The sequence below is a fragment of the Bifidobacterium sp. UTCIF-39 genome (assembly GCF_006408715.1).
GTDB classification, from domain to species: Bacteria; Actinomycetota; Actinomycetes; order Actinomycetales; family Bifidobacteriaceae; genus Galliscardovia; species Galliscardovia tissieri.
In genome coordinates this window covers 17,491-36,537 of sequence record NZ_JEOG01000008.1, presented here as the reverse complement: position 1 = coordinate 36,537, position 19,047 = coordinate 17,491, and the positions used below count along the sequence as shown (strand labels likewise).

Here is a 19,047-nt window from a genome sequence, read left to right as displayed (position 1 = left end):
CCTGTCCGCCGCCAAGATGCGCGAACATGGCATGAGCGAAATCGCCATTTCGCAATTCGAGCGACTCTACCGCACATGGCAGGCCGATCAGTCCGAGTGGATCCGCGAAGAGGATGTTGAGCCTCTGACCGATATTCCGGCCGTACGCGACATTCACGACACCATCGACCATGACAAGGCGCTTGAAGCATTCCGCAAGACCGCATTCCTCAAGCTCAATGGCGGCTTGGGAACCTCAATGGGTCTCGCCGGCCCGAAGTCCCTGCTGCCTGTCCGCCGTCACAAGGCCAAGCGCATGCGCTTCCTCGACATCATTCTGGGGCAGGTCATCACAGCCCGCACCCGAGAGAATGTGCAGTTGCCGCTGACGCTGATGAACTCGTTCCGTACGTCCAAGGAATCCATGGCCGTACTGCACCACAACCGCCGCTTCCACCAGGATGACATCCCCATGGAGATCATCCAGCACGTTGAGCCGAAGCTCGATGCGGCCACCGGCGCCCCCGTTGAGCATCCGGAGAACCCGGAACTCGAATGGTGCCCGCCGGGACATGGTGACGTCTTTGCCACGCTGTGGGAGTCTGGTCTGCTTGACTCACTGCTGGAGCACGGCATCGAATACCTGTTCATCTCCAATTCCGATAATCTGGGTGCCCGCCCGTCCACCACGCTGGCCGGTGCATTCGCCCAGTCCGGTGCGCCCTTCATGGTGGAGGTCGCTCACAAGACCCCTGCCGATCGCAAGGGCGGTCATATCGTGCGCGACAAGAAGACCGGGCGTCTTTCGTTGCGTGAGATGAGTCAGGTGCATCCGGACGACAAGGCCGATGCGACCAACATCGCCAAGCATCCGTATTTCAACACCAACAACATCTGGGTCCGTGTGCGCGATCTGCGTGACAAGCTCGCATCCACCGACGGTGTGTTGGAGCTTCCGGTCATTCGTAACCGTAAGACCGTCGACCCTACCGATTCCTCCACCACCAAGGTCATTCAGCTTGAAACCGCCATGGGTGCAGCCATCTCCCTGTTCGATGGTGCCACCTGCATCGAAGTGGATCGTCCTCGATTCCTTCCGGTGAAGACCACCAACGACCTGTTCATCATGCGTTCCGATCGTTTCCATCTGACGGATTCCTACGAGATGGAGGATGGCAATTACATCTTCCCCGAGGTGGATCTCGATCCTCGCTACTACAAGAACATTGCCGACTTCGATGAGCGTTTCCCGTACGGCGTGCCTTCGCTTGCCGCCGCCAAGTCCTTCACCGTCAAGGGCGACTGGACGTTCGGTCAGAATGTGAAATGCTTCTCGGCGGCATTGCTGGAGGACAAGGGAGAACCGGCATACGTGCCAAACGGTGAATTTGTCGGACCTCTGGGCGTCGAACCGGATGATTGGTTGTAAATGACAGTGGGCGAGAAATCGCCCACTAGGATAATTTTTCATAAAACCGTGGTTTTATGAAGAAATACCCGTAGAATGTCTAAAGGCGCTTCTGCGCCTACATACAACTATCAACGTTAACGAGACGTGAGGACAGATGGCTGAGGGAACTTCAAACGGAAGGCGCCGTTTCTCCGATAAATGGGGCAAGCATGAGCTGGATGTGCTGGCCGTACTTTCATCGGCTTTCCCCCAATGGCTGACTTCCCGCCAAATCGCCCAGCGAGTCAAGGCCTATGCCGATTCGTATGGTGAGTTGGCTGATCAGGCGGCCAAAGCGGCGTTCGCCAAGCAGTTCCAGAGGGATCGGGCCAAACTGGCGGCCATGGGCATCGCCATCGAATCTCGACAGCCGGAATACTCCTCAAAGTCAGAAGGACAGGATTTCGCATCATATCGACTGCAGCTCGGCGACGAACCGAGGATCCGCATGCGTTTTGCGCAGGAGGATCTCCCGGTTCTCGCCGCGGCGAACTATCTCGCCCAGTCGATCTCACTGTCCTCGGCATCCCAGCGCATGGAATCGCAGGAGAACACCAAGGCTTCGCGTACCGCTCCTCGCGTACCACAAATGCCGGTTCCGGGTCTTGGTCTGGACTCCATCGCCCCCGGCCTTGGCACCCAGACCATTCCTGACGCACTGGTGAAGGTCATCGACTCCCGACGTTTCGCCGCCACTGTGGACGTCGATGGTGAGCACATTAACGTGGCCTATACCGATTCCGATGATCTCGCCATGTTCGTGCTTGAGCATCCCGGCTCCTCGATCATCAGCCCTCAGGAGGCTGTTGACGCGTTCAATCGTCGTCTGCACGCCGCCACTCAGCTGGGTTCCGCCGACCATCCGGAAGAGGCAATCAAGGCTCGACGCGATCTGGCGATGTCCTCAGATCACAATGCCGACATCGAGGACGCCAAAGGCAAGACAAAAGGGCGGAAAGCGCTTAGCGCATCGTTCCAGACAGGTTCCGAAGTGGATCGACGTCTGCGGCTTATGCTGTTCCTTTCCGCACACATCGGCGAGGAATTCCCGATGACCGATCTGGCTGAACGCTTCATCGGTCACGCCAAGAACGAGGACGAGCTCAAGAAGTCGGTCGCCGTGATCCGCAAGGACATCGGCACGCTCACCACGGTTTCCGATGACGGAGAAATGGCGGGCAGCCAGTTCTTCGACATCGACTGGTCACTGCTCGAAGCGGAAGGCATTATCAGCGCCACCAATTCCCTAGGCTTGGAGCGTCTTGCCGGCATCTCGCCTCAGTATCTCAGTCTGCTGACCGCGTCGGTAAGCTACCTTGCGCATTCGCCGCTGCTGCCGGCACAGTCCCGCCGCCAGGCTGGTTCACTGTATGCACGCCTGCGTGAGCATACCGAACCGGGGGAGACCCCGTGGCTGTCGCTGACCGGCTATGAGATGGAGCCACAATGCTTCCAGGCCGTGGACAGTGCCATTCATTCCAAGGCACTGCTCAACATCGAATACACCGATGGTGCCGGACGTATCCGTGAGAAGCTGGTAGCCCCGGCAAAGATCTTCGTGGATGAAGGCGTGTATTACACCGCCGTGTGGAAAGGCGCCACCGAGTCATCGTTCAGCATTCCATCTCCCGACAGCAACGATCAGCGTCATCGAGATTGGCAGGTATTACGGTTGGCTCGCATCAGCCGCGCCGAGGTCGTCAATCCGGATCAGCCGATCGAAGTACCTGACGTTCCGTTGTCGGAGCTTCGACAGTGGAGCTTCGACAACGGAACGGCGGCGTCCTTCGTCACCGACAAACCGGGATTGCCGTTCATCGAATCGTTGCAGGATGCCCGAGTGGAACGTTGCGGCAACGGTGAGAAAGTGTACCTGACGGTTTCGTCCGATTCCTGGTTCGTGGCCTTCTGCATCGCTCATGCCCGTCATATCGTGGCGGTTTCGCCGGGTACGTTGCGATCCATGATCACGGCCCGCGCCACAAGGGAACTGTCCTTAGGCGACAATACGCCCACACAGCCGTCACGGGCCCAGTAACGTCATACATGCCACCCATCAGGAGGATCTACTAGTCTGAATAGTGGGCTGATATGAATCGTAAGGAGACGCACGCATGCCGGGATGGGTCTGGGTAGTGTTAGTGATCTTTTTTCTTGTGATGCTGGTGAGCGGCATCATATATGCAGTCAGGCACGCGATATCGGCTCTGCATGTCGTCGCCGGAACGGGTGACGACATCACCAACGCACTGGCTCGTCTGGAACAGGACCCCGAGACCCGCGAGAAGCAGGTGCCCTCTTTTGTTCTGCCGATTGACGTATCCGCGGAACGATACGCCGATGCCCATTCCGCTGTGATCAGGCATCAGGAGGAGATCAGGAACAGGCATGCAGCCATTTGGAAACGCTGGAAGACGTTCAATGACCTTGGCCGCTGATCACGACAATCATCACGACAGGGGAGACTCCGCTGCCACCCATCGCCGCGGTATAGTCGCGGTTCTGACCAATCCTGCGGCTGACAATGGGCATGGATCCCACGCATCCCGTAAAGCAGTCGCCGCATTGCGCGAAGCCTGCGGACGGCATGGCTTTGCCGTCGTGGATGTCACCGGACATAGTCGTGACGAGTCTTTGGAAAACGCCTGCCGAGCGATCACCCATGCCAAGGCGCTGGTCGTCGTCGGCGGGGATGGCATGGTATCGATCGGCGTCAACGCAGTGGCTGATTGCGACGTGCCACTTGGCATCATCGCCTGTGGATCCGGCAATGACTTCGCCAGAGGCGTTGAATTGCCGATCGGTCGTATCGCAACCAGCGCCGAAGGCATCGCTGCGGCATTGTCATATGATTCAACGATCGTATTGGATCTTGGCCATGTCCGTTCCCCGGAGGACGGGGGACACCGTATCGACACCTTCTTCGCTGGTATGCTGAACTGTTCGATCGATGCGGCCATCAATGACCGTGCCAATCAATCCCGATTGCCGTTCGGCACGCTTCGTTATCTGGAGGCGGGCATCCGCGAAGCCGCACACGTGGGCAACTACGGATTCCATGTTGCGGTCACCAACGACGATTACTCCGTGGATGATTATGATCTGCTCACGCCGCTTCTCGCCATCGCCAATGCCGTTTATATCGGCAGCGGCATCCAGGCGTCGCCGGACTCCGATCTGGACGATGGACTATTGGAAATGCTCTGGGCCAAGTGGCTACCTACGGCACCGGCGGCATTACGGATACTTGCCAAGGCATATCGTGGCGAGCACCTTGACGAGCCGGTAATCGGCTACCGCAGGATTCGTTCGATCACGATCAACACCACCGGGGAGGGGAAGGAGCCCCCTGTCCTGATGTCCGATGGGGAGTGCATCGGCACGCTTCCTGTCACCGTTGACGTGCACAGCAAGGCCTTGCGCCTGCTGGTACCTCCGGCGGCACGCGAACATTGGAACATTGTGGAAGACAACCGTCATACGGGGAAGGACCACTGATGGCACGACGTCATCGTCACAGGCACGACAGGACCACCGAGAATACCGAACAGGACAGCATCGGGTTGCGGTCAGAGGACTCGAGCCCGGCGGCCCGATATCAGGCGTTCCGAGAGCGCCAAAAGCATGCCGCGAGCGCGGCGCATCGTTTTGCGCAGACGCTGGATTTTTCCCTTGATGATTTCCAGCTGGATGCGATCAATGCCTTGGAGTCCGGAGACAATGTGATAGTCGCCGCGCCGACTGGTGCCGGTAAGACCATCGTTGCTGATTTTGCCGTGTTCCTGGCTCAGGAGCAGAACGTCAAGGCGTTCTACACCACGCCGATCAAGGCATTGAGCAACCAGAAATACCATGATCTGGTCGAATTGTACGGTCAGGACAGGGTCGGTCTGCTCACCGGTGACACTTCGATCAATTCCGAGGCGGATATTGTGGTGATGACCACTGAGGTGCTGCGCAACATGCTGTATGAGCAGTCCACGACGCTTACCGCCCTCCGCTATGTGGTGCTTGATGAGGTGCATTATCTTGCCGACCGGTTCCGTGGCCCGGTGTGGGAGGAGGTCATTATTCATCTGCCCCGTCAGGTGCGTGTGGTGGGTCTTTCCGCCACGGTTTCCAATGTGGAGGATTTTTCCGCATGGATCGAGTCGACAAGAGGTGATACCGCCCTGGTGGTGTCCGAGCGTCGACCCGTGCCGCTGGAGCAGCATGTGATGGTGCAGCGTGATGAACGGCACGAGCCTGAGATCTATGATCTGTATCGTTCCGCTACCAGTGCGCAGCTCAATCCCGATCTGGTGTCGCGTATGTCGGAGTTGGATCGTATGGCGGAGCGACGTTCCGGCACGCATGGCTCTCATGGGCGAGGCCGAGGCCGTATGGATCGCCGCGAGTCCCGTGCGCAACGATATACGCCAAAGCGTTGGGCTGTGGTTGATGAGTTGCATTATCTTGATTTGCTGCCGGGCATCTACTTCATTTTTTCCCGCAATGGGTGTGATATGGCGGTGCAGCAGTGCATCAATGCCGGTTTGGAGCTCACCACGCCGGAGGAGGCGCGTCGGATCAGGCAGATCGTGGATGAGATGGTGGATGGGCAGCTGACTCGTGATGAGTTGCGAACCCTGCATTTTGCGAATTTCCGTTTCGCGTTGGAGGAGGGTTTCGCTCCGCATCATGCGGGAATGATCGCACTGTTCCGCCAGATTGTCGAGCGCCTGTTCGAGTTGAGTTTGGTGAAGGTGGTATTCGCCACGGAGACGCTGGCGCTGGGTATCAATATGCCTGCCCGATGCGTGGTGGTAGAGAAGCTGGACAAGTTCAATGGAACCGGGCATGTGCCATTGACGCCGGGGGAGTTCACCCAGCTGACCGGTCGTGCCGGACGGCGCGGCATTGATTCCATCGGTCATGCCGTGGTGGTTGATCATCGTGATTTTCAGGCGGCCACGGCGGCGGCGCTGTCGTCGAAGCGCGTGTATCCGTTGCATTCCAGTTTCCGACCTACGTTCAACATGGCGGTCAATCTGTTGGATTCCAGTGATTATCGCACCGCGCGCGCCACGTTGGATCACTCCTTTGCCCAGTGGGAGGCGAATGAGTCGGCGGAGACGTTGGAGTCGCAGATCACCACGCTGACCGCAGCATTGGATGGATATGAACGGGCATTCGTCTGTGACAGGGGAGACTTCCGCGATTTTCTTCAGGTGAGGATGCAGCTCACTGATCTAGAACGCGGGGAACGTAAGGCGCTCAAGCATCGTAATTTCCATTCCGAACAGGAGCGGTCACAGGCGTTCCGTGACCTTGACCGGCGTATCGCGGAGCTTCGCGAGCGGGATCGGAGGCATCCGTGCCGATCCTGTCCCGATCTGGCGCAGCATATGCGCTGGGGGCACCGGTGGATGCGCGAAAGTCGTGAATTGGAACGCGTACGGCATCGGTATGATTCGCGAACCGGTTCGGTTGCCCGACGGTTTGATGCAATCTGCACGATTCTGGAGGATCTGGGATATCTCGAGGGCGTTCCCACGCCATTGTCGGATGCACGTTCGTTGCCTGGACGTCCCGCCGACTATGTACTGACGGAGCGGGGACAATTGCTGCGCCGGCTGTACAGTGAACTTGATCTGGTGTTGGCGCAATGTCTGATATCCGGTCTGTTTGTTGACCTCAAGCCCGCCGAGGTCGCCGCACTGTGCAGCGCGTTCGTCTATGAGTCTCGCCGAGGAGGGTCGGGGGAGCCTCGTCGGTATCCCGGCAGGCTGGAACAGGTTGCGGTGCAGACGAAGCGGATATGGTCGCGCATCAACGCGATCTGCGAGGATGCTGGTCTCGACGCTCCACGCCAGTTGGATTTCGGCATGGTCGACATCACCTACGAATGGGCCAAGGGAAGCGATCTGTCCGTCGTATTGCAGAACAACGATATGACCGGCGGTGATTTCGTCCGTACGTGCAAGCGGCTGGCCGATATTCTGGGTCAGGTGGCACAGACCGGCCCATATCTTGACGTCGACGGTGAGGATGTGGCTGCGACGGCCAGACAGGCCGCGGATCTTGTCAATCGCGGTATCGTCGCGTATTCGGGAGTCGACTGACGGCCGAGACAGGGGAGAACCGGGAATAATATCAAGGTCTGCCCTGTTTTGTAGCGTGGAAACGGTTGTATAGGTACAGGAGGAATAGCATGGCTGAACGTTCGCTTCGCGGTATGAGCATTGGTGCGAAGTCACTGGAATCGGACGACAACGTCGATTTCGCCGCCCGTAATGATGTGGCATACGTATGCCCGAAGGGCCACAGAACGATCCTGCCGCTGGCTGAGGGAGCTGAAGTGCCTGCGGAATGGGAATGCCGTTGCGGTCTCACAGCGCACCGCGAAGGCGCCGAGGATGCCGAGGCGAATGAGATCGCCAAGCCGACCCGTACTCATTGGGACATGTTACTGGAACGGCGCAACGAGGAGGAGCTCAAGGAGCTGCTCGACAAGCGTCTGAAGATGCACCGCGAGGGGTGGATCCCGGACTACGAGTAGGCGGTCTGATGCCCGGCCATGATTGATATCGTGGTCGGGCATCATCATGACGGTCGTGTCTTCGACGACGCATATCAATTCGATCGATCAGCGAACATAATAGGAGAGGAAACCCATGACCACGCATCCGAAGCATGTCGTCCTGCTTGATCTGGACGGCACCTTGACCAAGTCCGATCCCGGCATCATCGCATCCGTGACCAAGGCGTTCGAGGAACTGGGCAGGCCCGTTCCCGATGACGCCGAATTGCATCGATTCATCGGTCCTTCGATCATGGAATCGTTCCAGCGCAACGGCATCCCGACAGGTGACGAACTTGATCGCGCCATCAGCATCTATCGTCATTACTATTCGGATGCGGCTGTGTTCGACGATCCCAACGAACCCGGCAACAAGGTACCGGGGCGCCTGTTCAATACGGTGTACCCGGGAATCCCGGAACAGCTGTCCAAGCTGCGTGAAGCCGGATACTATCTTGCCATTGCGACCTGCAAGCCTGAGCCGCAGGCCATTCCGGTATGCGAGCATTTCCATCTGACCGGCATGGTGGACGGCGTATACGGAGCCAGCATGGACACGTCGCGTCTGGATAAGGATCAGGTGATCCGATACTGCTTCGATCACATCGGATACGACGAAGCCGCCGGCGACAAGGCGGTCATGGTGGGTGACCGCTGGACCGATATGGATGGCGCGACGGCAACGGGCATCGGGTCGATCGGATGTCGCTGGGGTTATGCCGAGCCGAACGAGCTTGAGGAGCATAAGGCTACGCTGATCATCGACACCGTCGACCAACTGTATGACGCGGTTCAGGAATATTTCGCACGCTGACATGACACGTACGGTTATGTAGTGCACATCGCGAACGGGCTGTGACGGGCTGTGACTTATGGCAGGTATGTACCGTAGGCACAGCCCGTTTCCTGTATCATCCTCAACCGCCCATATATATCCGATAATGTACGTTATGTCAGATTAGATTCCTGACTACTTCGTTACCTATCAATTCACCATCCTGTTCACGCCTCCTCGCGTTCTTCCCCTCTAAGCTTCCGCTGGCGCACGACTTCGCTCTGCTGACCATATTGTCTGCGCAGCCGTACTTCCGTGAACTCATCCAGCGTCATATCCGAAGTGCGTACGTCCTTATCCTCGACATCCACAAATTTCTCATTTTTCAGCGCATCGTTCACATACCGATACACAGCACCGACCGATACGCCAACCACCATGCGACCGTCACGGATCAAACGAATCACTTGGTCATCAGTCACACATTCATAGACGGTATCGCCATCGCACAGTATGGCGATACCCTCAAGTTCCTCGGTCGTATGCCGTACAAGACAATGCATGGCTGTGATCACGGCCTGCAGATTCACACCGGCATTCAACATATTCTGAAACACCGTCAAACGGACCACGTCGTCGAACGTGTACAGCCTACATATCTTGGCACCATGCGCGAGCAATATGGAAGGCTTGACTATCCGTTTACGAGCCAGGTAATCAAGCTGTCGATGAGTGATCCCGGCTACTCTGGACGCCACCGTCCCCTGATATCCCCTTAGACGGGAGGTGCTCTCCCCCATATCAAACAACTGTCCCTGAACGGCGTGAGGCAACGACTTCATTCGTCCTCGTGCCGGGACGTGCAAACTAAGAAGAACCGTGGAGTCTTCGATCATTGAAGTCCCTCCCACGCAATGCTGAACTGGACTGCATTATCCAGTGTAGGGCATTGCCCGGGAGGGACACGGAATTTAAAAAACGACGTGTCGAACGCGCCGCTCAGGCGGTCACAACGGCCGACTTGGTGAAGAAGACCAGTCGGAACTTGCCGATCATGATCTCGTCGCCATTGTGCAGCACGGCTTCATCCACACGCTGACGGTTCACATAGGTTCCATTCAATGAGCCGGCATCCTGAACGGTGAAATGGCCGTTGACTCGGTGGAAGACGGCGTGTGCTCTGGAGACCGTGGAATCATCGAGTAGAATGTCGGAACGAGGATCGCGTCCAACGTTGACGGTGTCCTCATCGAGCAGATAGCGAGATCCCGATACCGCGCCACGTGTGGAGATCAGCAAGGCCGAATCATCACCCAGTCTCGCGATCGTATCGAGATCCTGCTGGGTCAGAGGCCTGTCCCCTGTGCTGGTAATCGGAATATGAATGGCCGGGATACCAATGATGGTAGTCTCTCCGGCGGTAGGAATCGGATCAGTCATGGTTCTATTCTACAGTCTTGGCGTACTTATAGTCGGTTGATTGTCTCACCGAGTCGATCTGCACATTGTCGGATTGCTTGACGGACACGCCGGCGTCGTATTTCACACGCAGCTGCGAGCCCACTCCGCCGGCGATCTGCACGGCGTTCTGCAACGAGGACGGATCACCGATGGCCTTGATCACATACGGCGGTTCCACATTCTGCCCACTGCAGTTCAACCCGTTTTCGGTGTCGAGCAGCGACGTGGATGTCACGACCCGCACATCGTCGAACTCTATGACCTCGGCTCCGGCGTTGCGGAGTTCCTCGATCAGGGTGAACATGGTGGATGCGGGAATGTGCTTGTCCTTCTGCCCTATGGTGATGATCACGCCTTTCCCCTGCGCCGGCAGTCTGCCGGACAGGATGCCGCTGCTCTCCTCGTTTTCCTTGGCGACGCGTTCGACTTCCTTTTGCTTGTCGGCCGCGGACTGGATGGACTTGAGCTGTTCGGACAGCTGGGACTTCTGGCTTTCCAGATTGTCGATCTGCTTGCTGGTCTCGTCGAGCAGTCGGACCAGCTCGTCCTCGCTCAGCGTGGAGTATGACGACTGCGAGTTCTGCAACTGGGTGACGTATCCGAATCCAAGCAATGCGCACAGCAAAGCCATAAGGACGGACGTGAGGATCTTGGCCCGATTCGATCCCCTCCTCGCCCGCGGCGGCCTCTTCTTGACCTGCGGGAACGTACCCGTGGACAGGTCGTCATTGATCTCGTCGGTCATCTCCTGATGCCGGAATCGTTTGAACGCCGGCTTCTGCGAGGCCTTCTCCCCCTCGTTGTGTTGGATCCTTGCCATCGATCATCAGCCTCTGAAGATGAAACGACGAATGGCCGACACGTTGGAGAAGATGCGAATGCCCAGCACCACGATCACTGCCGTGGTCAGCTGGGATCCCACTCCGAGCTGGTCGCCAAGGAACACCAGCAGTGCCGCGGTGATGACATTGGACAGGAACGAGATGACGAAGACACGATCCGAAAAGCTGCGCTCAAAGTACGCTCGTGCGGATCCGAGCAATGCGTCGATGGCCGCCACCACCATGATCGGCAGATACGGCTGCAGGGCGATGGGCACGTTCGGTTTGATGAATATGCCCACGACGACTCCAACGATGAGTCCGATGATTGCCGGCATCATTCCACCCCTTTCGCATATTTGAGGTCGGGTGCGCCCGACGCCTTCAATGCAAGCTTAGACGACTTCGCTACATCAGGATATATGCCGACTTCGCTCAGCGACTGATATAGGTCGGTATTGTGTTGTTTGTCGACCGAGTTCTCCAGCGCGGACTGATCGCCGATCGCCTGTATCCGATACGGGCTTTGCACGGATGTGACCCCGACAAGAATGATCTGTCCGGCCACGCGCACCGACGACTGGACGCCAATGCGGACATCATTGACCGATATGGCTTCGGCTCCGGACGCCCAGAGCCGTGAAATGAACAGTTGGAGATCGGAGTCGGACACCACGCGGATGATATGACCGTTCTTGTCACGGGGAAGGTCGCCCTTCTGGTCCTCCGCCGCAATGGGGTCGGTCAGCGTGACTACGACCCCGCTGCCTTCGACCGCGATGGTGCCGTTGGCAATGGCGTCCTTGGTGGTCTGGGAATTCTCCTCCCCCTGCTTCAGCGACTGGGTGAGGGCGTCGATCTGCGAGCGCTGGGTGGCGACGTCGGATTCGAGTTTGTGTTGTTCGTCGTTTCGTGCGGCGACTTGGCTGGCGAGTTCCTGGCGTACTTTTTGTCGGGTGTTCATGTGGAGTTCCTGTACGATGACGCAGCCGGATATGCCGACGATGACGCAGAAGATGAAGGTGAGGATCTTGGTGATCCAGATCATGTCCGTTGATTGTTCTTGTACGACCAGTGTGGAGTCTTCGAATAGTGGGTCGATGGGGCGGTTGGTGAGGTCGTCGATGAGGTGGAGTGATTCGTCGACGACTCGACGGCGGCGTGATCTTCCGGCGACGTGGGTGCCGTCGTTGATGGCGTGTCGGTTGATGAGTCCGAATACGGACCGGGAATGGGCTGATCGGCGATGTATGGGCGCATTCCCGGAGTCTGTTGGATAGGATATCGGGGTGCGCTCATCGGACATGTGCGCGCCGCCTTTCAGCGGTGTGGCTGTTGTCGTGTTGGAGCAGGATGATTCCTTGGGTGATGTAGATGACTCCGGCGGTCCAGTAGAGTGCGGCTCCCCAGATGGCGCCTGCTACGCCGATGAAGTGGAGCACCATGAAGAATGGTGTTGTGGCGAGGTCGGCGACGATGAGTACGGGTACTGACATGAGGAGTAGTGCCGTTCCGGCTTTGCCGACGAAGTGTACTGGTAGTGGCCCGTAGTCGTTGTTGGAAAGGATGAGTACTTCGATCAGCATGATCAGGTCTCGTGATCCGACGGCGATCAGGAGCCACCAGGGGAGAATGTTTGCCCAGCCGAGGGCGAGCATGGAGCAGATGATGAGGAGTCGGTCGGCGATGGGGTCGAGTATCTGTCCGATGCGGCTGACTTGGTTGAATCGTCTGGCGATGTAGCCGTCGATGCCGTCTGATGCGGATGAGATGGCGAGGATGATCAGTGACCAGACGAGGTAGCGTTTGGAGATCAGTACCGCGATGACTGGTATGGAGAGAATACGGAGGAAGCTGATGGCGTTCGGTACGGTCCAGATGATGTTCTGCGGCTCGGGGCTGAACGCTTCTTCCTCCGTATTGTTGTGTGTTGGCTGTCGGCTCATGAATGCAAGTGTATTCACATTCGGGATGCCTGCAGCGCGGTGACGATGATCGCTCTGGCTCCTACTTCGTAGAGGTCGTCCATCAGCTTGTTCACCTGCGCGCGGGGCACCATGACGCGGACTGCGGCCCATTGTGAATCGTGCAGCGGGGAGACTGTCGGGGATTCGAAGCCGGGGGTGATGGCTACGGCTGCGGAGACCTTTTCGACGGGGATGTCGTAATCCATGAGCACGTAGTTGTGTGCGGTGAGCACGCCCTTGAGACGGCGGGACAGGATCTTGAGTTCCTCGTTGCCTTCGGCGAGGCGGGGGGAACGGATGAGGATGGCCTCGGAGTGGAGGATCGGGTCGGCGAAGGTGCGCAGTCCGGCGTTGCGTAGCGTGGTTCCGGTGGAGACCACGTCGGCGATGAGGTCTGCTACGCCCAGGTGCACCGAGGATTCCACGGCGCCGTCGAGGTGGATGATTTCGGCGTGGATGCCGCGGTTTTCCAGGTAGTCGTGGACTAGTTTGTCGTAGGAGCTGGCGACTCGCTTGCCGTCGATGTCGGCGAGGGTGGCGATGTCGGATTCGTTTGGTGCGGCGAAGCGGAAGGTGGATGCGCCGTAGCCCAGGCCCATGGTTTCCACGGCTTCGGTTCCGGAGTTCAGCAGCAGGTCGCGGCCGGTGATGCCGACGTCGACGGTGCCGCGTCCCACGTATACGGCGATGTCCAGCGGACGCAGGTAGAACAGTTCGATGCCGTTGTCCGGGTCCTCCACGACAAGCTGACGGGAATTCGAACGCAGTCGGTATCCGGCCTCCTGGAGCATGTTCCATGACGGTTCGGATAGCATTCCCTTGTTAGGAACGGCGATTCTCAACATTGGAATCGATCTCCTTTTATTTCGATGCGGTTGGTGATGTCTCGTTCGGCGACATCACAGGTGCTTGTATACGTCCTCAAGGCTGATGCCACGATCGATCATCATCACCTGAATGTGGTACAGCAGTTGGCTGAGCTCCTCGGCGGTGCGATCGGCACCTTCGTATTCGGCGGCGATCCAGCTTTCGCCGGCTTCCTCCACCAGCTTCTTGCCGATGAAATGCGTGCCCTTGGCCAGTTCTTCGACCGTCAGTGATCCTTCGGTCTTGGCTGCCGCCTTGGCGCTGAGTTCCTCGAACAAGGAATCGAAGGTCTTCATAACTTGGGTTTCTCCTTTATCGGTTTCGGCCGGTGGCATAGGTGTCCACCGGCCGTGTGGACGACCGCCCGGATGGGCGACGTTCAGTCTCGGTATGCAGCCTGGGCGTTGGAGCGGATCAGGTCGATCTCGGCTGCGATGTCATCGGCACCGTATACTGCCGAGCCGGCCACGAGGACGTCGGCACCGGCTTCGGCCACGATGTGGGCGGTGTCGCGGCTGACGCCACCGTCCACCTGAATGTGGGTGTCGAGGCCACGGCGGGTGATCTCATCGCGCAGACGACGGGTCTTGGCCATCTGGTTGGCGAGGAACTTCTGTCCGCCGAAACCGGGTTCGACGGTCATGATCAGAATCATGTCGAACTCGTCGAGGATGTCGAACAGCGGCTCGACCGGTTCGGCGGGACGGACGGCGAAGCAGGCCTTGCATCCCATGTCGCGCAGCTGACGGGCCAGACGGACGGGAGCGTGGGTGGCACCCATGTGGAAGGTCACCGACTGGGCTCCGCACTTGGCGAATTCAGGGGCCCAACGATCCGGGTCCTCGATCATCAGATGCACGTCGACAGGCAGCGGGCTGACTTCGCAGATGCGCTTGACGATGGGCTCGCCCAGCGTCAGATTGGGGACGAAATGATGGTCCATCACATCGACATGGACCAGATCGGCATTGGCAATCGCATGAAGATCGCGTTCGAGATTGCAAAAATCCGCGGATAGGATGCTTGGTGCAATTTGAATCGTCATATGACCCATTCTAGGGATGCAGAACGACGATTGGGCGCTCATTTCCCCGCTTCTTCTCGGTATTTGGCATCATCGACCGTTTCCCGATGCCTTTTCAGCGGACTGTTCGACCGCCATGCGCTCGCGTTCCTCCGCGGTGACCTCGACCAGATGACGGGACAACACCGCCGTGCCGCTCCCCTTTCGCCACAGCAGCACGAACAGCACGCCGCCGAGGATGAACACCAGGATCGCGGTCCACACGTTGATACGCAGCCCCAGAATGATGGTCGAATAGTTGATGCGCAGCATTTCGATCCACGTACGGCCAAGGCCATACCACATCAGATACATCGCAAACTGCTGGCCTGCTTTGAGCGTACCGGTCAGACGGCGACCGATCATCACGATCAACGCGGCACCGACCAGGTTCCAGATCATCTCATACAGGAACGTGGGATGGAACAGCGTGCCCACCGGGCAGGGCTGTCCATCGTAGCAGACCTGCGTCTTGCCGATGGCGTCGGCATCATTGAGGGCCAGTCCCCACGGCAGGGTGGTCGGCTTGCCGTACAGCTCCTGATTGAACCAGTTGCCAAGACGCCCCACGGCCTGCGCGACCATGAGTCCCGGTGCGAGCGCGTCGGCGAGTAGCGCGAATGGGTACTTCTTGTGGCGGCACCACAGGAATGCTCCCAGCGAGCCGAACAGGATACCGCCGAAGATGGCCATGCCGCCCTCCCACACCTTGACGATGTTGATCAGGCTTCCGGTCGGGGGGAAATAGGCGCTGGGCGTGGTGATGCAGTGATACAGGCGAGCGCCGATGAGGCCGCTTGGTACGGCGACGAGTGTGGTGTCGAGTACTTGGTCGAAGGTGCCTCCGTATCGTTTCCAGCGGGTTGTCAGGATCCAGACGGCGAGGCAGATGCCGATCAGGATGCAGATCGCGTACATGTGGATGGTGAGTGGTCCGATGTGGAATTCGGAGAATGTTGGTGATGGGATGGACGCCAGATTCATCGTGCCTCTGTCTGTTGATCGGTGATATGCGTGCGGCGACCGTAGGATTGCCACGGTCGCCGCAGTGTTGTCATGGGGTGGTTGTGTGTCCGCTAGCGAGCGCGACGGATGCCTTCGGCGAGTTCGTCGGTTTTGGCGGCGAGGTTGCGGAGGCCTTCGTTGGTGTCGCGTGCGGTGGTGTTGTCGTCGTTGAGCAGGGTGTGGACGAGGGCGGATCCGACGATGACGCCGTCGGCGTAGGCTCCGACTGTTGCTGCTTGGTCGGCGGTGGAGACGCCGATGCCGACGCATACGTGTGATGCTCCGGCTTGGCGTGTGCGTTCGACGAGGTGTTCGGGTGAGGAGCTGATGGTGGCTCGTTCTCCGGTGACTCCCATGCGAGAGGCTGCGTAGACGAATCCTCGTGAATTGCGGGCTACGATGGCGAGTCGTTCGTCGGAGGAGTCCGGGGAGACGAGGAAGATGCGGTCGAGTCCGTGTCGGTCGGAGGCTTCGATCCATTCGCCTGCTTCGTCGGGGATGAGGTCGGGGGTGATGAGGCCTGCTCCGCCGGCGTTTTCGAAGTCGGTGGCGAATCGTTCGACGCCGTAATGGTAGATGAGGTTCCAGTAGCTCATGATGAGGGGGACGCCGCCGGCGTTGGCTACGGTTTCGACTGCCTTGAATACGTTGGTGATGCTTTCTCCGTTGTTCAGGGCGATTTGGCTGGCTGCCTGGATGACGGGGCCGTCCATGACTGGGTCGGAGTATGGGAGTCCGATTTCGACGGCGTCGACGCCGTGTTCGACCATGGTGCGGAGTGCGTCGAGGGAGGTGTCGGGGTCGGGGAATCCGTAGGGCAGGTAGCCGATGAAGGCGGGCCTGTTGTCGGCGCGCAGTGTGGTGAACATTGTTTCCGTTGGGCTGGGCTTGTGGCTGATGCCCAGGGGCTGTCCTGATGGTGTGGTTGTTGCGTTGGTCATGTTCGCGTTCCTTGTTCTGGCCGTGGTGGCCGTGTCTGTCTTCAGGCGATGGTGTTGCCGTGTGCTCCGGTGACGTCGAGGGCGGCGGCCTGGTCGTCGGTCAGGTATCCGAACCATTTGCCGGCGGTGGCCATGTCCTTGTCGCCTCGGCCGGAGATGTTGACGATCATCACGGCTTTGTCGTATCCCTTGTTCTTGAGGTCGGCGGCGGCCTTGTAGGCGCCGGCGACGGCGTGGGAGGATTCGATGGCGGGGATGATGCCTTCGGTCTGGCTCAGGTCGCGGAATGCGTTCATGGCTTCCTCGTCGGTGGCCCAGCTGTAGTTGACGCGGCCGATGTCCTTGAGCCATGCGTGTTCGGGGCCGACGGAGGCGTAGTCGAGGCCTGCGGAGATGGAGTAGGTGTCGAGGGTTTGGCCTTCGTCGGTTTCGAGCAGGTAGCTTTTTGCGCCTTGGAACATGCCGAGCTGGCCGGTGCCGGGGGCGAAGCGGATGGCGTGTTTGCCGGATTCGGGTCCGTTGCCGCCGGCTTCGTACCCGTACAGGTTGACGCGGTCGTCGTCGAGGAATGCGTTCATGATGCCGATGGCGTTGGAGCCGCCGCCCACGCATGCGCAGATCGCGTCCGGGTGGTCGATGCCGTACCAGTCCTGGAGTTGTTCCTTGGCTTCTTCTCCGATGATCTTCTGGAAGTCTCGGACCATGGCGGGGAATGGGTGGGGGCCTGCTACGGTGCCGAGGAGGTAGTGGGTGTCCTTGACGTTGGTGACCCAGTCTCGCAGGGCTTCGTTGATGGCGTCCTTGAGAATCTTGTCGCCGAGGGTGACTTCGACGACTTCCGCGCCGAGCATGCGCATGCGGGCCACGTTGAGCGCCTGACGGCGGGCGTCGATCTGTCCCATGTAGATGCGGCATTTCAGGCCGAGCATTGCGCATACGGTGGCGGTGGCCACGCCGTGCTGTCCGGCACCGGTTTCGGCGATCACGCGGGTCTTGCCCATGCGCTTGACCAGCAGGGCCTGTCCCAGGGCGTTGTTGATCTTGTGCGCGCCGGTGTGGTTCAGGTCCTCACGCTTGAGGAAGATGCGGGCGTCGAGTCCGGTCTTCTCCCGCACGAGGGCCGCGAATCGCGGCGCTTCGGTCAGCGGGCTTGGACGGCCAACGTAACGCTGCTGCAGCGTCATGAACTCTTTGTGGAATTCCGGATCAGCCTTCGCCTCTTCGTACACATGTTCGAGTTCATCCAGTGCGGTGATCAGGGCCTCGGGCACGTATCGGCCGCCGAACTGGCCCCAGTACGGTCCCTGATGTTCGCTCAATGGCGTGGTCTCGGATGCTTTCACTCTTGCTCCTGCCTTCACTAGTCGTTCCACTGCAAGCTGATGATCGTCGGCGGTGGCCACTCCCTCGCCCACCAGTACCGCGTCGGCACCGGCACGACCATAGTCCTCCACTTCCACGGCGCCGAACACGCCGGACTCCGCGACGCGAATCACGTCATCGGGCAGATCGGCCGCCAGCTCACTGTACTTGTGCACATCCACGCGGAGGTTCTTGAGGTTGCGCGCATTGATGCCGATCACCTTGGCGCCGGCGGCGACGGCACGGGAGATCTCCTCACGCGTATGGGTCTCCACCAGCACGGTCATGTTCAGGTCATGGGCGAGCGCGATGAGATGACGCAGCGTGTCATCGGCGAGCGCGGCGACGATGAGCAGCACCATGTCGGCGCCGTGGGCGCGTGCCTCGTAGATCTGGTAGTCGGTGACGATGAAGTCCTTGCGCAGTACGGGGATGTGTACTGCGGCGCGGACCTTGTCGAGGTCGTCCAGGGATCCGTGGAAGCGGCGTCTTTCGGTCAGTACGGAGATCGCGCTGGCTCCTCCGCGTTCGTATTCGCGTGCCAGGGCCGCGGGGTCGGGGATGTCGCTCAGGTGTCCTTTGGACGGCGAGGCTCGCTTGATCTCCGCGATCACGGGGATGCCGTCGGCGCGTTTGAGCCATCGGACCGCGTCGATCGGGGCGGGGGCCGTGATGGCGGCCTGCCGCACTTCCTTCAGCGATACGGTGCGCTCGCGGGACTGCTGGTCCTCCAGTGCGCCCGCTACCAATTCGTCCAATACCGACATGGTTCTCCTTTAGCGAGCTTTCGTGTT

The 19,047-nt window shown here is 59.1% G+C and carries 18 protein-coding genes and 2 pseudogenes; 8 read left to right on the top strand and 12 right to left on the bottom strand.

Annotated elements, in window-relative coordinates; translation table 11 throughout:
• Positions 1-16: 16 nt before the first annotated feature.
• The 8 genes and pseudogenes from EP30_RS05100 (at position 17) to EP30_RS05070 (ending at position 8,805) form a co-directional block, all read left to right on the top strand.
• Positions 17-1,408: a UTP--glucose-1-phosphate uridylyltransferase gene (locus tag EP30_RS05100; protein WP_140556875.1), complete on the top strand. Its 1,392-nt coding sequence runs from the start codon at positions 17-19 to the stop codon at positions 1,406-1,408.
• A 136-nt stretch (positions 1,409-1,544) separates the two neighbouring features.
• Positions 1,545-2,271 (top strand): annotated as a pseudogene (locus EP30_RS11335) (WYL domain-containing protein); the annotation flags it as partial.
• Positions 2,272-2,399: 128 nt separating this feature from the next.
• Positions 2,400-3,467 (top strand): annotated as a pseudogene (locus EP30_RS11330) (helix-turn-helix transcriptional regulator); the annotation flags it as partial.
• A 103-nt stretch (positions 3,468-3,570) separates the two neighbouring features.
• The gene (locus EP30_RS05090) at positions 3,571-3,867 is read left to right on the top strand and encodes a hypothetical protein (RefSeq protein WP_140556710.1); all 297 of its coding nucleotides are present in this window, start codon (positions 3,571-3,573) and stop codon (positions 3,865-3,867) included.
• Entirely contained in the window at positions 3,851-4,927 is a 1,077-nt protein-coding gene (locus tag EP30_RS05085) for a diacylglycerol kinase family protein (RefSeq protein ID WP_181160797.1), read from the top strand. The genes EP30_RS05090 and EP30_RS05085 overlap by 17 nt, the downstream gene beginning before the upstream one ends.
• Positions 4,927-7,533, top strand: a complete 2,607-nt coding sequence (locus tag EP30_RS05080) for an RNA helicase (RefSeq protein WP_140556705.1) — start codon at positions 4,927-4,929, stop codon at positions 7,531-7,533. The genes EP30_RS05085 and EP30_RS05080 overlap by 1 nt, the downstream gene beginning before the upstream one ends.
• Positions 7,534-7,622: 89 nt before the next feature.
• Positions 7,623-7,970 carry an RNA polymerase-binding protein RbpA gene (locus tag EP30_RS05075; RefSeq protein WP_094664576.1) on the top strand — a complete coding sequence of 116 codons (348 nt, stop codon included), beginning with the start codon at positions 7,623-7,625 and terminating at the stop codon, positions 7,968-7,970.
• Positions 7,971-8,085: 115 nt separating this feature from the next.
• Positions 8,086-8,805, top strand: coding sequence for an HAD hydrolase-like protein (locus EP30_RS05070; protein WP_140556703.1), 720 nt, complete (start codon positions 8,086-8,088; stop codon positions 8,803-8,805).
• 188 nt (positions 8,806-8,993) lie between these two features.
• Here EP30_RS05070 and EP30_RS05065 read toward each other — a convergent pair whose 3' ends face one another.
• From EP30_RS05065 to EP30_RS05010, 12 genes are all read right to left on the bottom strand, one after another.
• The gene (locus tag EP30_RS05065; protein ID WP_140556701.1) at positions 8,994-9,662 is read right to left on the bottom strand and encodes a MerR family transcriptional regulator; all 669 of its coding nucleotides are present in this window, start codon (positions 9,660-9,662) and stop codon (positions 8,994-8,996) included.
• 103 nt (positions 9,663-9,765) lie between these two features.
• On the bottom strand, positions 9,766-10,206 hold the full coding sequence (locus EP30_RS05060) for an FHA domain-containing protein (RefSeq protein WP_094664582.1): 441 nt from the start codon (positions 10,204-10,206) through the stop codon (positions 9,766-9,768).
• A gap of 4 nt (positions 10,207-10,210) precedes the next feature.
• Positions 10,211-11,047, bottom strand: coding sequence for a DUF881 domain-containing protein (locus EP30_RS05055; protein WP_140556699.1), 837 nt, complete (start codon positions 11,045-11,047; stop codon positions 10,211-10,213).
• A gap of 6 nt (positions 11,048-11,053) precedes the next feature.
• A complete protein-coding gene (locus tag EP30_RS05050) occupies positions 11,054-11,386 on the bottom strand; it encodes a small basic family protein (RefSeq protein ID WP_140556872.1) in 333 nt (110 codons plus the stop codon).
• On the bottom strand, positions 11,386-12,096 hold the full coding sequence (locus tag EP30_RS05045; protein WP_181160796.1) for a DUF881 domain-containing protein: 711 nt from the start codon (positions 12,094-12,096) through the stop codon (positions 11,386-11,388). The genes EP30_RS05050 and EP30_RS05045 overlap by 1 nt, the downstream gene beginning before the upstream one ends.
• Positions 12,097-12,343: 247 nt before the next feature.
• Positions 12,344-12,994 (bottom strand): CDP-alcohol phosphatidyltransferase family protein, encoded by a 651-nt coding sequence (locus tag EP30_RS05040; protein ID WP_140556870.1) that lies wholly within the window; start codon positions 12,992-12,994, stop codon positions 12,344-12,346.
• A gap of 14 nt (positions 12,995-13,008) precedes the next feature.
• Positions 13,009-13,860 carry an ATP phosphoribosyltransferase gene (gene hisG, locus EP30_RS05035; protein ID WP_094664588.1) on the bottom strand — a complete coding sequence of 284 codons (852 nt, stop codon included), beginning with the start codon at positions 13,858-13,860 and terminating at the stop codon, positions 13,009-13,011.
• A 54-nt stretch (positions 13,861-13,914) separates the two neighbouring features.
• A complete protein-coding gene (locus EP30_RS05030; protein ID WP_094664590.1) occupies positions 13,915-14,178 on the bottom strand; it encodes a phosphoribosyl-ATP diphosphatase in 264 nt (87 codons plus the stop codon).
• Between the two features lie 83 nt (positions 14,179-14,261).
• Entirely contained in the window at positions 14,262-14,927 is a 666-nt protein-coding gene (gene rpe / locus EP30_RS05025) for a ribulose-phosphate 3-epimerase (protein ID WP_094664652.1), read from the bottom strand.
• A gap of 69 nt (positions 14,928-14,996) precedes the next feature.
• Positions 14,997-15,929 carry a prolipoprotein diacylglyceryl transferase gene (gene lgt / locus EP30_RS05020; protein ID WP_140556695.1) on the bottom strand — a complete coding sequence of 311 codons (933 nt, stop codon included), beginning with the start codon at positions 15,927-15,929 and terminating at the stop codon, positions 14,997-14,999.
• Between the two features lie 92 nt (positions 15,930-16,021).
• Positions 16,022-16,891 (bottom strand): tryptophan synthase subunit alpha, encoded by an 870-nt coding sequence (gene trpA, locus EP30_RS05015; RefSeq protein WP_140556693.1) that lies wholly within the window; start codon positions 16,889-16,891, stop codon positions 16,022-16,024.
• A 41-nt stretch (positions 16,892-16,932) separates the two neighbouring features.
• Entirely contained in the window at positions 16,933-19,020 is a 2,088-nt protein-coding gene (locus EP30_RS05010; protein WP_140556690.1) for a bifunctional indole-3-glycerol phosphate synthase/tryptophan synthase subunit beta, read from the bottom strand.
• Positions 19,021-19,047: the final 27 nt, after the last annotated feature.

What these genes read in the sequence shown, in the direction of transcription:
- hisG (WP_094664588.1), bottom strand. Translation starts at nt 13,860, where the DNA reads ATGTTGAGAATCGCCGTTCCTAACAAGGGAATGCTATCCGAACCGTCA.
- EP30_RS05100 (WP_140556875.1), top strand. Translation starts at nt 17, where the DNA reads ATGCGCGAACATGGCATGAGCGAAATCGCCATTTCGCAATTCGAGCGA.
- EP30_RS05050 (WP_140556872.1), bottom strand. Translation starts at nt 11,386, where the DNA reads ATGCCGGCAATCATCGGACTCATCGTTGGAGTCGTCGTGGGCATATTC.
- EP30_RS05030 (WP_094664590.1), bottom strand. Translation starts at nt 14,178, where the DNA reads ATGAAGACCTTCGATTCCTTGTTCGAGGAACTCAGCGCCAAGGCGGCA.
- EP30_RS05065 (WP_140556701.1), bottom strand. Translation starts at nt 9,662, where the DNA reads ATGATCGAAGACTCCACGGTTCTTCTTAGTTTGCACGTCCCGGCACGA.
- EP30_RS05075 (WP_094664576.1), top strand. Translation starts at nt 7,623, where the DNA reads ATGGCTGAACGTTCGCTTCGCGGTATGAGCATTGGTGCGAAGTCACTG.
- lgt (WP_140556695.1), bottom strand. Translation starts at nt 15,929, where the DNA reads ATGAATCTGGCGTCCATCCCATCACCAACATTCTCCGAATTCCACATC.
- EP30_RS05080 (WP_140556705.1), top strand. Translation starts at nt 4,927, where the DNA reads ATGGCACGACGTCATCGTCACAGGCACGACAGGACCACCGAGAATACC.
- EP30_RS05045 (WP_181160796.1), bottom strand. Translation starts at nt 12,096, where the DNA reads ATGATCTGGATCACCAAGATCCTCACCTTCATCTTCTGCGTCATCGTC.
- trpA (WP_140556693.1), bottom strand. Translation starts at nt 16,891, where the DNA reads ATGACCAACGCAACAACCACACCATCAGGACAGCCCCTGGGCATCAGC.
- EP30_RS05055 (WP_140556699.1), bottom strand. Translation starts at nt 11,047, where the DNA reads ATGGCAAGGATCCAACACAACGAGGGGGAGAAGGCCTCGCAGAAGCCG.
- EP30_RS05070 (WP_140556703.1), top strand. Translation starts at nt 8,086, where the DNA reads ATGACCACGCATCCGAAGCATGTCGTCCTGCTTGATCTGGACGGCACC.
- EP30_RS05010 (WP_140556690.1), bottom strand. Translation starts at nt 19,020, where the DNA reads ATGTCGGTATTGGACGAATTGGTAGCGGGCGCACTGGAGGACCAGCAG.
- rpe (WP_094664652.1), bottom strand. Translation starts at nt 14,927, where the DNA reads ATGACGATTCAAATTGCACCAAGCATCCTATCCGCGGATTTTTGCAAT.
- EP30_RS05085 (WP_181160797.1), top strand. Translation starts at nt 3,851, where the DNA reads ATGACCTTGGCCGCTGATCACGACAATCATCACGACAGGGGAGACTCC.
- EP30_RS05060 (WP_094664582.1), bottom strand. Translation starts at nt 10,206, where the DNA reads ATGACTGATCCGATTCCTACCGCCGGAGAGACTACCATCATTGGTATC.
- EP30_RS05040 (WP_140556870.1), bottom strand. Translation starts at nt 12,994, where the DNA reads ATGAGCCGACAGCCAACACACAACAATACGGAGGAAGAAGCGTTCAGC.